Source organism: Paenibacillus sp. Y412MC10, assembly GCF_000024685.1.
Taxonomy (GTDB): Bacteria; Bacillota; Bacilli; order Paenibacillales; family Paenibacillaceae; genus Paenibacillus_AQ; species Paenibacillus_AQ lautus_A.
In genome coordinates this window covers 2,727,967-2,740,680 of the sequence record NC_013406.1, presented here as the reverse complement: position 1 = coordinate 2,740,680, position 12,714 = coordinate 2,727,967, and the positions used below count along the sequence as shown (strand labels likewise).

At 50.4% G+C, this 12,714-nt stretch carries 11 protein-coding genes; 3 read left to right on the top strand and 8 right to left on the bottom strand.

Translation table 11 applies throughout. The annotated features are described in order from the left end of the window. Positions 1–35: 35 nt before the first annotated feature. Positions 36–683 (bottom strand): trimeric intracellular cation channel family protein, encoded by a 648-nt coding sequence (locus GYMC10_RS11995; RefSeq protein WP_009595985.1) that lies wholly within the window; start codon positions 681–683, stop codon positions 36–38. A 137-nt stretch (positions 684–820) separates the two neighbouring features. On the opposite strand from GYMC10_RS11995, the gene GYMC10_RS11990 reads away from it, so the two are divergent. Continuing rightward, complete coding sequence (locus GYMC10_RS11990; protein ID WP_009595987.1) at positions 821–1,465, top strand: thiamine diphosphokinase; 645 nt, start codon at positions 821–823, stop codon at positions 1,463–1,465. 268 nt (positions 1,466–1,733) lie between these two features. Further along, entirely contained in the window at positions 1,734–2,228 is a 495-nt protein-coding gene (locus tag GYMC10_RS11985; RefSeq protein ID WP_009596005.1) for a C40 family peptidase, read from the top strand. Positions 2,229–2,268: 40 nt separating this feature from the next. Here the strand turns inward: GYMC10_RS11985 and GYMC10_RS11980 are convergent, their stop codons facing one another. Continuing rightward, positions 2,269–2,988 carry a response regulator transcription factor gene (locus GYMC10_RS11980; RefSeq protein WP_009595993.1) on the bottom strand — a complete coding sequence of 240 codons (720 nt, stop codon included), beginning with the start codon at positions 2,986–2,988 and terminating at the stop codon, positions 2,269–2,271. Positions 2,989–3,255: 267 nt separating this feature from the next. Between GYMC10_RS11980 and GYMC10_RS11975 the strand changes: the two genes are divergently transcribed. After that, positions 3,256–6,603: a CARDB domain-containing protein gene (locus GYMC10_RS11975; RefSeq protein ID WP_015734695.1), complete on the top strand. Its 3,348-nt coding sequence runs from the start codon at positions 3,256–3,258 to the stop codon at positions 6,601–6,603. A gap of 100 nt (positions 6,604–6,703) precedes the next feature. Here GYMC10_RS11975 and GYMC10_RS11970 read toward each other — a convergent pair whose 3' ends face one another. From GYMC10_RS11970 to GYMC10_RS11945, 6 genes are all read right to left on the bottom strand, one after another. Beyond that, entirely contained in the window at positions 6,704–7,780 is a 1,077-nt protein-coding gene (locus tag GYMC10_RS11970; protein ID WP_015734694.1) for a ThiF family adenylyltransferase, read from the bottom strand. A gap of 181 nt (positions 7,781–7,961) precedes the next feature. Next, complete coding sequence (locus tag GYMC10_RS11965; protein ID WP_015734693.1) at positions 7,962–8,771, bottom strand: aminoglycoside phosphotransferase family protein; 810 nt, start codon at positions 8,769–8,771, stop codon at positions 7,962–7,964. A gap of 314 nt (positions 8,772–9,085) precedes the next feature. Further along, positions 9,086–10,639, bottom strand: a complete 1,554-nt coding sequence (locus GYMC10_RS11960; RefSeq protein WP_015734692.1) for an ABC-F family ATP-binding cassette domain-containing protein — start codon at positions 10,637–10,639, stop codon at positions 9,086–9,088. 122 nt (positions 10,640–10,761) lie between these two features. Continuing rightward, positions 10,762–11,751, bottom strand: coding sequence for a hypothetical protein (locus tag GYMC10_RS11955; RefSeq protein WP_015734691.1), 990 nt, complete (start codon positions 11,749–11,751; stop codon positions 10,762–10,764). Beyond that, entirely contained in the window at positions 11,738–12,292 is a 555-nt protein-coding gene (locus GYMC10_RS11950; protein WP_015734690.1) for a hypothetical protein, read from the bottom strand. Before GYMC10_RS11950 ends, GYMC10_RS11955 begins: the two co-directional genes overlap by 14 nt. A gap of 5 nt (positions 12,293–12,297) precedes the next feature. Then, positions 12,298–12,693, bottom strand: a complete 396-nt coding sequence (locus GYMC10_RS11945; RefSeq protein ID WP_235201886.1) for a hypothetical protein — start codon at positions 12,691–12,693, stop codon at positions 12,298–12,300. Between the last annotated feature and the right edge of the window lie 21 nt (positions 12,694–12,714).

The following is a 12,714-nucleotide window of genomic DNA, read 5'->3' as shown; positions in this document are numbered from 1 at the left end:
AGAAATTTTTTATTTAATCTGTTCCATACCTTATTTTAACCGGATCTGACTTCTTTTCCGCTGGCTGCCGAAGACTGGGCTGCGTGCAGCGACCTTCTGGGCAATCTCCATTTATATAGAACGGACAGCATCCTGAAAACGATGACTATAACAAATAAGGTCAACAACTGCCAGGTCTTGGTGGCGACCCCTAAGCCGATAGCGACACCTGCTGCCATGGCCCAGACCGCGTAAATCTCGTCGCGCAGCACGAGCGGCTTCCGCCCGGCCAGCAAATCACGGACCATTCCTCCGCCGCTGCCAGTCAGCACAGCCGCCACGATGACCGCGCTCAATGGATGATTCATTTGCGTAGCATATAATGCTCCTTGAATCGCGAAGGCGGATAACCCGATCGCATCAAACAAGGCCTCCGTTTTCTTCCAATGCTGAATCAAGCCGAGCGGCAGCACAAACGCCACGAAAACCGAAATCATCGCCAGCATGATTAAATCTCCCTGACCCCACAGGGTGGTAACCGGCACGCCGATCAGGACGTTTCTTATAATACCCCCGCCGAAGGCCGTGACCAATCCAAGCACCACAACCCCCAAAATATCGTATTCCTCTTCCATTGCCACAAAAGCTCCGGACATGGCAAACGCAATGGTGCCAATGATGCTGAATACGTCAAACACATGCATGTCCAAAATTCAGTTCCCCCGCTCCCCCGTCAATTTACATACTACATTGTAGCCGCGCCTATTAAAATTGTGCAAGCATGAAAACTGCACTATACTAGAATTCAATGACAATTCTCTCGAAAAAGGAGGAATATATAATGAAACACACTCGCGTCCTGATCTTCACAGGTGGGGAGTTGTCAACGGGATTCCTGAATGAGGTCCAAGAAGGGGATTTCATTATAGGAGCCGATCGCGGCGCTCTCTTCTTGATTGAACATGGAATCAAACCCGATCTGTCCGTCGGAGATTTCGATTCCATTCCGCCCGAGCAGATGGATCGTGTCCACTCCATGAGCGGAAAGGTCATCGATTGTGACCCGATCGATAAAAATTTGACCGATACCGAGCTTGCCTTCGAGCTGGCTATGGAACGCTCGCCTGAATCCATCATGATTCTGGGGGCTACGGGCACGCGCCTGGATCATACGCTGGCCAATATCCACATGCTCATACGCGGCCTTCAGCATCATATCCCGTGTTCTATATTAGATGAAAACAATTTTATTACCCTGACGGGCTCCAGCTGTCTTGTCGAGAACAAAGGGTTTACATATGTCTCCCTTCTGCCGCTCACCACGGAAGTTACCGGCATTTATCTCGAAGGTTTTCAGTATCCGCTCCAAGATGCCACATTGCGATTGGGGCAGTCGCTCGGGGTCAGCAACAGGCTGGCCGAGGAGAAAGGAACGGTTCGGATCGAAGGCGGTCTGCTGCTCATTATTCAAAGCAAGGATCGCTAATCATTACTATTTTGTCATCTTTGATCGCAAAATATTAAACCTCGTAATTCTTTTGAAAAACCCTTGTGTATCAAGGGTTTTTTCTTGTTTAGAACTCGTGAATCAGCCGCAATTCTTAATTTTTTGTTACTTTTAATGATATTTTAATAATTCGCTTTCATTTCATACGGCCCAAGGGCTTCCGACGATTATCCAGATTATGGCCGGTTTCAAATCTGATATACTCGGTTCATCGCAAAAAACAATAACTGCTTGGAGGTCATACAACATGAATCGACAGAATTGGATTAAGAAGGCCGTAGTCATCAGCTTGAGCGCAACTTTGGGCGTAGGCGCAGTACTAACTGTTGCACCGCCGGCACCTGTAGAAGCAGCATCCGTAAGCACAGGAACTCGAGTCGTTAACTTCGGTAAACAATATATGGGAACACCTTATAAATTCGGAGCATCCACATCCACGACAAGAGTGTTTGATTGCTCTTCCTTCATGAAACATATCTTTAAAAAATACGGCGTGAACCTGCCGCGTACGTCCGCTGCCCAATCCAAGGTCGGCAAGGCCGTTTCGAAATCGAACTTGAGAGCCGGCGATCTGGTATTCTTCTCGAGCGGAAGCCGTGCGAATGGCAGAAACGTAACACACGTTGCCGTTTATATGGGCAACAACAAAATCTTGCACACTTACGGCAAGCCTGGCGTAACGATCTCCAGCCTGTCCGGCAACTGGAGCAAGACTTACCTGAAAGCTCGTCGCGTACTGTAGTCTTATTTTCCACTTATCATATCGAAGACCGTCTTTCCGCTCAGGGAAGGCGGTCTTTTTTGCTTGCATCGATTTCTTCCTGGGACAAAAGCTTATAACCGGCCCCCCGTATCGTACGAAGCAGTTTTTGCTTGCGCCCTCTATCGATCTTCTCTCTCAAATGGAGAATGTAGACATCGACCACGTTGGTACCCGTATGAAAATCATAATCCCATACCTGTTTTAAAATATCCTCACGCGTGCATACCTGCCCCTGCCTTCGAGCCAAAAACAACAGCAAATCGTATTCGCGATGAGTCAGTTCCACGGGCTCCTCTTCCCGAATTACATTGCGGCTCAAAGGATCGATCACCAGATCTCCGATTCGGATGATCTCCTCCTGTTCCGCGCGTCCTGTCTGAAAAAGCCTCAGCAAATTGGCAATTCGCGCCAGCAACTCCCTCTCATCCCTGTCATTTGGGATGTAGTCATGCGCTCCAGCCTCCAAAGCATGAATCGCTTCGTTAGAACCGTCGCTTCCGATGACAATGATCGGGAGCTGTTCCCCTCTGCCCGTCAGTCGCTCCACGAGATTGAATTGGTTCATACCCGGCAGTCTGCTGTCGATGAGCAGCAGGTCTGCGCCTGCGCGCTGCAGAGCGGCAACCACTTCCGAATAATTCGCAGCGTCTGTAACCTTATAACCCGCTTGTTCTAGTATCTCCGTTATCGTCTGGATCCGAGCTTGATTGTCTGCCGCGATCAAAATGACTTTGTCCACGGGTTCTCCCCCGCTTTCATCGCTTAATAATGTAAGTATGTCTGTTTCATCCTGCTTTCACTCCTGCAATGGATGAAGAACAACCAGAACGCATTTTCTTACAAAAATTCAAGCCTGATCCAAAAGATGCTGGGATCGCATACGATTTCCGTAGAATTGCATCTTATTTCGGTCGAGACGTTATTTTTATAATGGATATAAGATCAGGAAAGGGGGATATCTTTACCCGGTATAACTCATCAACCATGATGAAGGAGGAAAAATAATATGCGCAACAAACTCGTGGGATGGCCTCTAGTCGTAGTCATGCTGGTATCCATTGTATTCACGGCTGCCGGGCCTCCCGCTAAGGCTTCTGCAGCAGGCGGAATAAACCTATCCATCGGTAAAAACGTGACGGCTAGCGGCCAATCCCAAACCTACGGGCCGTCCAACGTAAACGATGGCAATCCAAATTCGTACTGGGAAAGCACCAACCATGCGTTCCCGCAATGGATACAAGTTGATCTCGGTACCGCCACCAGCATCAACGAATTCGTCCTAAAACTTCCTGCCAGCTGGGAGCCGCGGACTCAAACGCTGAGCGTACAAGGCAGCTTGAACGGCACGACATTCACAAATATCACGGGTCCGGCCGACTATGCATTCGACCCTGCCGAAGGAAACTCGGTGACCGTGAGTTTTGACGAAACGAGCACGAGATATGTTCGTTTAAGTGTAATCAACAATACGACATGGCCGGCTGCGCAGCTGTCTGAATTTGAAATTTATGGACCATCGGTCTCCCCGCCGACGCCTCCAACGGGAAACAATGTCGCGAGCGGCAAACCGATCACCGCCTCCTCAAGCACTTTCACGTATGTAGCGACCCATGCTAACGACAACAACGTCCAAACTTACTGGGAAGGCGGCAGCAACCCCAGTACGCTGACCCTGGATCTGGAATCAAACCATGATATTGCCTCCATCGTACTGAAACTGAATCCGTCAACGGAATGGAGCGCCCGCACGCAAACCATACAAGTCCTTGGGCATGACCAAACTACAACGACCTTTAGTAATCTGGTGTCGGCTCAGTCCTATACGTTCGCCCCCGCTTCCGGCAATTTCGTAACGATTCCGGTAAATGCAACGGTTAAACGTCTGCAATTGAACATAACATCGAATTCCGGCGCTCCTGCGGGACAGATTGCGGAAATTGAAGTGTATGGCACCGCCGGCGAGAACCCGGACCTTACCATTACGGATATGTCCTGGACGCCGTCTTCTCCGAGCGAAAACGATGATATCACACTGCATGCCACGGTTAAAAACATTGGAAGCGCGGAAGCCGGCGCTACGACGGTCAATTTTTACCTGAATGACGCAAAAGCAGGCTCCTCGCCGGTAGGGCCGCTTGCAGCAGGAGCTTCCGCCACGGTATCCCTGCAAACCGGAGCCCCAGCGGCTGCATCGTATGCCCTCAGCGCCAAGGTCGACGAGGATGACAACATCATCGAGCTGAACGATGGGAACAACAGCTATTCCCATTCGTCCCCTTTGGTTATTGGCAGCGTGGAAAGCTCCGATTTGGTAGGAACGATACAGTGGACGCCAACCACGCCTATGGCCGGCAATGCCGTAGCCTTCACCGTCAAGCTTAAGAACCAAGGCAACAAAGCCACGGCTAGCGGCTCGCATGCGATTACCGTTGCACTGAAGAATCCGGCCGGCTCAACGATCCAGACCTTTAACGGTAGCTACCATGGTGCCCTTGCCGCAGGCGCATCCGCCACCGTCCAAATTCCCGGCACATGGACCGCTGCAAACGGCAGCTATACATTAACAACCTCCGTGGCACCCGATGCTAACGAAGTACCGGTTAAACGGGAGAACAATGTCAGTCATGCCAACCTAACCGTGTACTCATCACGCGGTGCCAGCATGCCGTATACCCGCTATGATACCGATGACGCCATACGCGGCGGCGGCGCATTGCTAAAGTCAGCGCCCACGTTCGATCAAGCGCTCACGGCATCGGAAGCATCCGGACAACGTTATGTTGCTCTCCCTTCAAGCGGATCCAACCTCGAATGGACGGTTCGAGAAGGCGAAGGGGGCGCCGGCATTACCATGCGATATACGATGCCGGACTCATCGGACGGCATGGGATTAGACGGCTCGCTCGACGTCTACGTAAACGGCTCGAAGAAGAAGACGGTTCCATTAACGTCCTACTACAGCTGGCAGTATTTTTCCAGCGATCATCCGGCAGATGCGCCTGGAGGAGGACGTCCTCTATTCCGTTTCGATGAAGTACACTGGAAACTGGATACGCCGCTTCAGCCTGGAGACAAAATCCGTATTCAGAAGTCTAATGCGGATAACCTGGAATACGGCGTCGATTTCATCGAAATCGAGCCGGTACCTGCCGCTATCGCCCGTCCTGCCAACTCGGTCTCCGTCACGGATTTCGGTGCGATCCCCAACGACGGCCAAGATGACCTAACGGCATTTGAGGCTGCCGTGCAGGCAGCGGCCTCATCAGGCAAAACCCTATATATTCCTGAGGGGACGTTCCATTTGGGCAATATGTGGAAGATCGGCTCGGTCGGCAATCTGATCGATGACATGAAGATTATGGGGGCAGGCATCTGGCACACCAACATCCAATTTACCAACCCGAATGCGGCTTCCGGCGGGATCTCGCTTCGAATCGCGGGCCAGCTGGATTTCAGCCATATCTATCTCAACTCGAATCTGCGGTCCCGATATAATCAGAATGCCATTTACAAAGGATTCATGGACAATTTCGGCACCAACTCCAAGATTCACAATGTGTGGGTGGAGCATTTCGAATGCGGATTCTGGGTTGGCGATTATGCCCATACGCCGGCCAAGATCGCGGAAGGGCTGATCATAGAAAACAGCCGGATCCGTAACAACTTAGCGGATGGGGTTAATTTTGCGCAGGGGACCAGCCATTCGACGGTGCGCAACAGCAGCATTCGAAATAACGGCGACGATGGACTCGCTGTCTGGACGAGTAACGTGAACGGTGCACCAGCGGGTGTTAACAACACCTTCTCCTATAACACCATCGAAAATAACTGGCGCGCGGCGGCCATCGCTTTCTTTGGGGGAAGCGGTCACAAGGCCACTCACAATTTGATTGTAGACACCGTTGGCGGTTCCGGCATCCGAATGAACACGGTATTCCCGGGATATCATTTCCAGAACAATACCGGCATTCTGTTCTCCGATACCACCATCATTGGCAGTGGTACCAGTAAAGACTTGTATAACGGGGAGCGCGGGGCCATCGATCTTGAAGCATCGAACGATCCGATCCGCAATGTTACGTTTACCAACATCGATATTCTGAACACCCAGCGCAGTGCGGTACAGTTCGGTTATGGCGGCGGGTTTGAGAACATCGTGTTTAACCATATCCGTATAGACGGTACGGGACTTGACGGAGTAACGTCCTCGAGATTCTCGAGTCCGCATCCGGGTGCGGCGATCTACACGTACACGGGCAACGGGTCCGCAACATTCAACAATCTGACCATGCAAAATATCGCTCACCCTGATCTCTATTTCATCCAGAACGGTTTCCATTTAATTTTTGAATGAAGCGATTGGGGATTAAACGATAAAAGGAGTGGGCCTGTGAGGCTCACTCCTTTGTCGTTTACGATGTTGGATGAAGCACGTTAGCTTTGCTCCTTCTTATTTAACCGCCAACGTATTGATTATATAGCGATCTAGCCTTGGCGATATCCGATGTGCCATGCACCAGGGTTCTGCCGTCTTGAAATATAACCAAACGGTGCGGACTTGCCTGAAAAATGATCATATATGGGGTAACGGTGGCTTTTCCTTGACGCAGGCTGTTCAATCGATCCGCCATCTCCTCCAGTTGAAGCTGCATGGGTCTGCCCGGCCTGATCTGCACGGTGTCCCTGCCGCACAGCACTTCGCTTTTATCGGCATGCTCAGCCGACAGATAAGGGTATGTCGGTTCCTCGCCGCATGTGGAGCAGTCCGATTTTTTCGCACGTTCTACTCCAAATTCCAACTGTTCGTTACGCCATAAATCAAAAGACAGCATCTTTTTCCTCAAGGCTTGGCGGTTTCCGGATAATAGCTTCAGCGCTTCCATTGTTTGATGGGCAGCGACCATCTGTACCGCTTGGGGGAGAATGCCGTTAATGTCGCAAGTGTCGCCGCCTAAAGGAATCATTCCAAGCAAACAGTTCAAACATGGGGTTTCTCCCGGTAAAAACGTAAAACTCATCCCGGAGCTCCCGACACATCCCCCGTAAATCCACGGAATTCCATGCTTGAAACCGATATCGTTCAAGATCAGCCGGGTTCCAAAATTATCGGTAGCGTCCATCATCAAGTCAACGCCTTGGCACAGCACCGACAATTCGTGGGCTCGTACATCCATAACGACACCCTCCACGGTGACGTCCGAGTTGATCTCGGATAACCGCTTGGCTGCAGCTACGGCCTTTGGCAGCCGGTTGATGGCATCCTGCTCGGTAAACAGCTGCTGACGCTGCAAATTGCTCCATTCCACGTAATCCCGGTCCACGATGGTCACTTGTCCGATGCCTGCGCGAACCAAGGTCTCCGACACGGCGCTTCCCAGCGCCCCTGCGCCGAGAACGAGCACGCGGCTGTTCCGGAGGCGAATCTGTCCTTCCTTTCCCAATGGCGTGAACCGCTCTTGCCTGGAATACCGATCCTCTCTTTCCGCTTTAGCAGCCTCCTTGCCCTCCGAGGACTCCAAAGCAGTGTTCATTTGGTACCCCTCGAGGATTGCCTTCCCCCTGTTATCGTGTAATCCAGACATGTAAGTTTCCTCCCGATCCATTTCTCCGAACATGCTAATGAGTTTGACTTTCATAAAATCAGACTAAAAGCTATTCATGATCAAAAATACCCATCCCGTAAAGAGGATGGGCGGTTTAACGAATTTCGCCTTAATACAATCGGGTATTCAGCGCCTTTTCAAGGATACCACGATGACGCAGTATCCAGGCAGCGCTCCGAGCTCTCCAGGCGATCCCCCACAACAGACCTTCCGTTTCCGGCGATACCTGCTGCTCAATGGCTTCTTCAGCCGTTTCCCGCACGACCACCTCTACGATCATATCCAACAAGTCCGTTCGAAGAGAAGGTTCGACGCCATAAGCGTCAACCAATAAACGGAGCTGCCTTGCACGGGCATTAGCATCCGGCAAGCCGACTCTTTCGGCAACATCATCATCGTGCAGCTGCGGAAAGAGCCAGCAAACCCGGGCTAACTCAACAAGCGGATGTACAGGTCCCGCGAATTCCCAGTCAATTAAAGCGTAAGGCATCCCATCGCGGGTAACCATATTCCAAGGCGCAATATCACCATGGCTATATACAACCCCGGCATCGCCTAGTTCACGTAGAAACCACGGTTTCCATACTCCCTGGGGACCCGGCGAGAATGCAGCGGAAGCGTCATGAAGCTGACGTAATAATCGTCCTACAGCGACGATGGCTTCATCGCTCCAAGGTCCGGGATGAACAAATTCGCCCTCTACATAACTTAACGTCTCTTGACCTTCCTCATTCCGACCCGAGTCAATAATATCGGGCAGGGACGTAAACCCTGCTTGCTTCAAATGCCTTAATAAGGAGTGTACGGACGGGGTCCATTCCCCGCATGGTCGATACACAACCTGACCTCGTCGTACAACCGACTTCTCGGCGGAGAGAATAAGGCTCTCTCCCTGTCCTGTTGGATTTTCCGAATTCATGAACTCGTCTCCCCTTCGGAAGGGAATAACACGGTTAATGGGGCTATGGAAGTGTATTCCCTTCATATATTGATGCCCCGATGGTCAAATCCATGTCTTCCATCAACATCTCCTCCGTTCATGTCAAGTTGCTTATAGCATATCATAAAAAAGGATTCATCCATAGCAGGACTGAGAGCCGCAGAGGATCGAGTAACGCCAAAAAGGATGACCAGCAGCGTGCTGCCGGTCATCCTTAAGGAGAAACGATTAAACTCGTTTAGATTCAGGTTCATCATCCAACTTGTGCGCTGGATTGTGATCCGTCAATTGGGTCAAGCGTTCTGGTTGGACCAATCTTCGACGTTCCAGATCTTCGTTACCCAATCTTCATAAAATTCAGGTTCGTGGGAAACCAACAAGATGGTGCCTTTGTATTCCTTCAAGGCACGTTTTAGTTCCTCCTTGGCCACAACGTCAAGATGGTTTGTCGGTTCGTCAAACAGAATCCAGTTGCTCTCGCGCATCAGAAGTTTACACAGACGAACTTTTGCCTGTTCGCCACCGCTAAGCGCCTTCATCGGACGGGTAATATGCTCGTTTTTGAGTCCGCAGTGAGCAAGGGCCGCACGAACCTCGTGCTGGTTCAAATGTGAGAATTCGTTCCACACGTCATCAATCGGCGTGATATTCCCCGGACGTACTTCCTGCTCGAAATAAGCGGGCACGAGAAAGTCCCCTTGATATGTCTTGCCCGAGAAGGCCGGGATTTTCCCTAAGATGGTCTTGAGCAGCGTTGATTTACCCACGCCATTACATCCGACAATGGCAATCTTCTCTCCGCGTTCGATCATGATGCTCATTTTGGGAAGCAATGGCCGATCGTAGCCGATCTCAAAATCAATGCCCTCAAATACCGTTTTACCGCTGGCGCGGGCTTCCTTGAAGTTAAACACGGGTTTAGCCGCTTCCTCAGGACGGTCAATCCGTTCCATGCGATCCAGCTGCTTCTCCCGGCTCTTTGCTCGGCCGGACGTGGAGTAGCGGGCCTTGTTCCGCTGAATGAAGTCTTCCTGTTTCTTAATGAACTCTTGCTGCTTCTCGTAGGCATCGATATGCTGATTCTTGTTGATATCGGCCATTTCCAGAAACTTCTCGTAGTTCGCTGTATAACGCGTTAATTTCGCAAATTCCAAATGATAGATGACGTCGACCACCTGGTTCATAAATTCCGTATCATGGGAAATCAAAATGAACGCATAAGGGTACTGCTTCAAATATTGAGTCAGCCATTCAATGTGCTCAACATCCAGATAGTTGGTAGGCTCGTCCAATAGAAGAACGTTAGGCTTCTCAAGCAGAAGTTTCGCCAGCAGCACCTTGGTGCGCTGCCCACCGCTTAATGTCGCCACATCGCGATCCAGGCCAATCACGGACAACCCTAGACCGTTCGCCATTTCTTCAACCTTTACGTCCAGCATGTAGAAATCCCCGATGTCCAGCTGCTCCTGAATCTCGCCCATCTGTTCGAGCAGAAGTTCCAGCTCTTCAGGAGTCGCATCACTCATCTTATTGGTGATTTCCATCATTTCTTTTTCCAGCTCCAGCAGGGGCAGAAAGGCATCCTTCAGTACATCGCGCACCGTTTTGCCCGGTGTCAGCTTGGTATGCTGATCCAAGTATCCGTAACGGATTTTCGGCGTCCACTCTACCTTGCCGCTGTCTTTAAGCAGCTGACCCGTCAAAATATTCATTAGCGTTGATTTGCCTACGCCGTTTGCTCCGACAAGACCGACATGTTCTCCGGCCAGCAAACGAAAAGATACATTCTTGAATAGAGTACGATCCCCGAAATTATGCGATACGTTCTCTACGGTCAATAAACTCATGGCTATAGTAACTCCTGTCTGTATAAAATGAACTTATTTCATGTTAATTTAGCGAATTGTACACAGTCAAGAGTTTATTGTAACACATCATCGAGTCTGGCCGAAACTACGATTTTCGGGGATCACGGGACACCGGGATTATAACAGCTTTTCTCATGATAACCGGCTGCCGCTGCTTCCTTGGCACTCGGAAACACCTCCTCCACCCGATCGTTGAATGAGCAGGTATCCCGATAATAATAGGGGAGCCCCCTGTCATCCACCGCGCCGAAATAGGTCGGAGCTTTAACGAGTCGGCCGCCTCCAAGCGCGTAGTTATTGTAATATTGTTCGCCCATGGGAATGCCTTGAATGAAAGCCATCATACCGATATCGTCAATCGTATTTACCCACTCTTCCTGGGAAATCAAAGGCAGCGTAAACGTATAAGAGATTCCGTTCCGCAGCGCAACTTGATTGTGGCGCTGTATGTAATAGGCAAGACGCTCTTGAACCGTATTCACGATGGTGATCCGCCGGACTTGTTCAAACACATCCTCATGATCCAACAAAGCCACGCCTGTTCTGCCAATGAGATCCTCCCGAAATCCAGAATGCCAGATAGAGGAATTGGATTCATATACCTGAACGTAAGAATCCAGCGTAAACTGAATGCTGTTGCCGCTGCCGTCATTCCAGGCATAAGGAATTTTGGGAGTCCATCGATGCTCCATAAGCTCCTCGCCGTCATCGTCAACATAGGGCTGTGATACAAACAAATAATACCCGTCATAGTCCAGCACAACGATGGCAGGAATATACCACCATAAGGCAGCTTGTGCAGCCTTGTCATCTCCGATCCCCATGTTGATATACAATGTCCGGGAAAATGACTCCAGCGCTTGTTCTTTATCCGCACGCATATACTTCACGGAATCATAAGCCGACTCCTTGGACTGCGTCTCGTTATCGTTCAGTTTCATCCCGCCGTCTTGAACGGCCGTGCGCAGAGCACCCGTATATTTCATCTCGGCAAACCGGACATCCTCCAGGCTCTCGGCGCGCATGCCTAGGATGAGAAACATGGGGAAGAACACGGCAGTAAACACGATGGCAAGATCAGTAATCTTCATTCAGAACCAATCCTCCGTATGGGAATGCGATAGCTGCTGTTCCTTCTGAATTGGATCCTGTCAACGCATCGAATATCACCAATCCGGGTGTGCGATTCAAGCTGGTGACGCTAACCTGAAAGTGATCGCCGGCAGTTAGACGGTAGCGGCGGCTATCATCGCTTTTATCCAGATTCGAGTCCGGGAACAGATACCCCATCAGATCATCCTGATAATAAGCATCATATACGACGGAATAACGGTTCAAGAATGATCCGGGATCCGAATGATCGGCATATTCCGGGTGGTATTTCTTGTGATGATGCTCCATCTCGACATTGTAAATGTTCCCTGTCGCCGCCAACTCTTGAAGGAAGTCATTGTACATGGTCGGGGTAATATATCCCTTAGTGCGAACACTGTCTACGAATTTGGTAACGGATTGATAAACGATGAGTCGTGACAGATCATCCTGTCTTCTTGCCATCTCGCCAGCGGGAACCAAATATAACAGAAGGAGCGCCAGAAATGCCGCAAACCATTTCGAAACCGAATTTGACATGGTTGTTACCTCGCTTTTACAAACTGGATCCGTTCTATTTCCCCATCCGCTCCCCGAATGTACTCCGCATGATACCGTGCGTTCAAGTCGATGATCGAAACATCCAGCTCCTCCGGATGACTGCCTGAATGGAACACCGTTCCATCCACATCAACGGTAAAGTCGCCTGCCTCTAATTCTCGCAGCGTAAACAAGACTTCGCTTCCTACATAGGTCAGCTTCCCGTTCTCGTTAGTCATCTTTACGGTTGTCACTCCGGCATGCTGCTCTTGAGTCATTCGGTCCGCGGCTGTTATCCCGCTACCAACCATTGCCTGAATATGGAAAGCATACAAGGATGCGCCGAGAAACAACGCCACCCCCGCAGCCAATTCTAGCATGCTTATTGTTGCATCTCGCAAGATTAGTCACCTTTCTATTCA

Excerpts from the sequence above, each read along its gene's own strand:
- GYMC10_RS11995 (WP_009595985.1), bottom strand. The coding sequence starts at position 683 with ATGCATGTGTTTGACGTATTCAGCATCATTGGCACCATTGCGTTTGCC.
- GYMC10_RS11990 (WP_009595987.1), top strand. The coding sequence starts at position 821 with ATGAAACACACTCGCGTCCTGATCTTCACAGGTGGGGAGTTGTCAACG.
- GYMC10_RS11985 (WP_009596005.1), top strand. The coding sequence starts at position 1,734 with ATGAATCGACAGAATTGGATTAAGAAGGCCGTAGTCATCAGCTTGAGC.
- GYMC10_RS11975 (WP_015734695.1), top strand. The coding sequence starts at position 3,256 with ATGCGCAACAAACTCGTGGGATGGCCTCTAGTCGTAGTCATGCTGGTA.
- GYMC10_RS11970 (WP_015734694.1), bottom strand. The coding sequence starts at position 7,780 with ATGAACACTGCTTTGGAGTCCTCGGAGGGCAAGGAGGCTGCTAAAGCG.
- GYMC10_RS11965 (WP_015734693.1), bottom strand. The coding sequence starts at position 8,771 with ATGAATTCGGAAAATCCAACAGGACAGGGAGAGAGCCTTATTCTCTCC.
- GYMC10_RS11960 (WP_015734692.1), bottom strand. The coding sequence starts at position 10,639 with ATGAGTTTATTGACCGTAGAGAACGTATCGCATAATTTCGGGGATCGT.
- GYMC10_RS11955 (WP_015734691.1), bottom strand. The coding sequence starts at position 11,751 with ATGAAGATTACTGATCTTGCCATCGTGTTTACTGCCGTGTTCTTCCCC.
- GYMC10_RS11950 (WP_015734690.1), bottom strand. The coding sequence starts at position 12,292 with ATGTCAAATTCGGTTTCGAAATGGTTTGCGGCATTTCTGGCGCTCCTT.